A 1,160-nucleotide genomic window follows, 5' to 3' on the forward strand; every position below is an offset into this window, starting at 1 on the left:
CTAGTGTCCTGCGCCAGTAGTTGATCGTTAGAAGTTGCGTGACTTCTGCTGCTGGTGCGTCAGTTCCCCGTCGGGGCCCGAAGCTGGAACCGTTGCTGCTGTCTGACGATGAGCGGGCGGTGTTGGAGCGATGGACACGTCGGGCGACTTCGGCCCAGGCGCTGGCTCTGCGGGCGCGGATTGTGCTGGCGTGTGCGGGGCCGGAGGTGCCGGCGATCGTCGCGGTCGCCAGGGATCTTCGGGTGACTGCGGACACGGTCCGCAAGTGGCGGCGTCGTTTCCTCGCTGAGCGGCTGGACGGGCTGGCTGATGAGCCCCGCCCGGGACGGCCTCCCACGATCAGCGTCGATCAGGTGGAAGCGGTCGTGGTCACCACGCTGGAACAGCTGCCGAAGAACGCCACCCACTGGTCGCGGACATCGATGGCCGAGCACAGTGGTCTGTCGAAGTCGACCGTGGGCCGCATCTGGCGACAGTTCCAGCTCAAGCCGCACCTGGCGGACACCTTCAAGCTGTCGACCGACCCGTTCTTCGTGGAGAAGGTCTACGACGTCGTGGGTTTGTACTTCAACCCGCCCGAGGGGGCGGTGGTGTTGTCGGTGGACGAGAAGTCGCAGATCCAGGCCCTGGACCGGTCCCAGCCGGTGCTGCCGATAATGCCGGGCATGCCCGAGCGGCGCACCCACGACTACGTGCGCAACGGCCTGACCACCCTGTTCGCCGCCTTCGATGTCGCCACCGGACAGGTCATCTCGGCCCTGCACCGCCGGCACCGGGCCGTGGAGTTCAAGAAATTCCTGATCCGGATCGACAAGGAGGTGCCCGCTCACCTGCAGATCCATCTGATCGTGGACAATTACGGCACCCACAAAACACCGGCGATCAAGGCCTGGCTCGCCAAACATCCCCGGTTCGAGCTGCACTTCACCCCGACCGGCTCCTCGTGGATCAACCAGGTCGAGCGGTGGTTCGGCTACCTCGCCCACCAGATGATCCGCCGAGGCGCACACAAGAACATCCAGGCCCTGGAAGCCGACATCCGCGCATGGGTCAAAGACTGGAACGAAGACCCCAAGCCGTTCATCTGGACCAAGACCGCCGAAGAGATCCTCGACTCCCTCGCCCGCTTCTGCCGACGGATCTCTGGCGCAGGACACTAG

Annotated in this window: 1 protein-coding gene; it reads left to right on the forward strand. The window is 64.9% G+C overall.

Annotated elements, in window-relative coordinates; all coding sequences use genetic code 11:
- The first annotated feature begins 83 nt into the window (after window positions 1–83).
- Window positions 84–1,160 (forward strand): IS630 family transposase, encoded by a 1,077-nt coding sequence (locus AB0I54_RS48195; RefSeq protein ID WP_363302763.1) that lies wholly within the window; start codon window positions 84–86, stop codon window positions 1,158–1,160.

Origin of the sequence: Streptomyces sp. NPDC050625, from assembly GCF_040654755.1 — a bacterium.
Classification (GTDB): domain Bacteria; phylum Actinomycetota; class Actinomycetes; order Streptomycetales; family Streptomycetaceae; genus Streptomyces.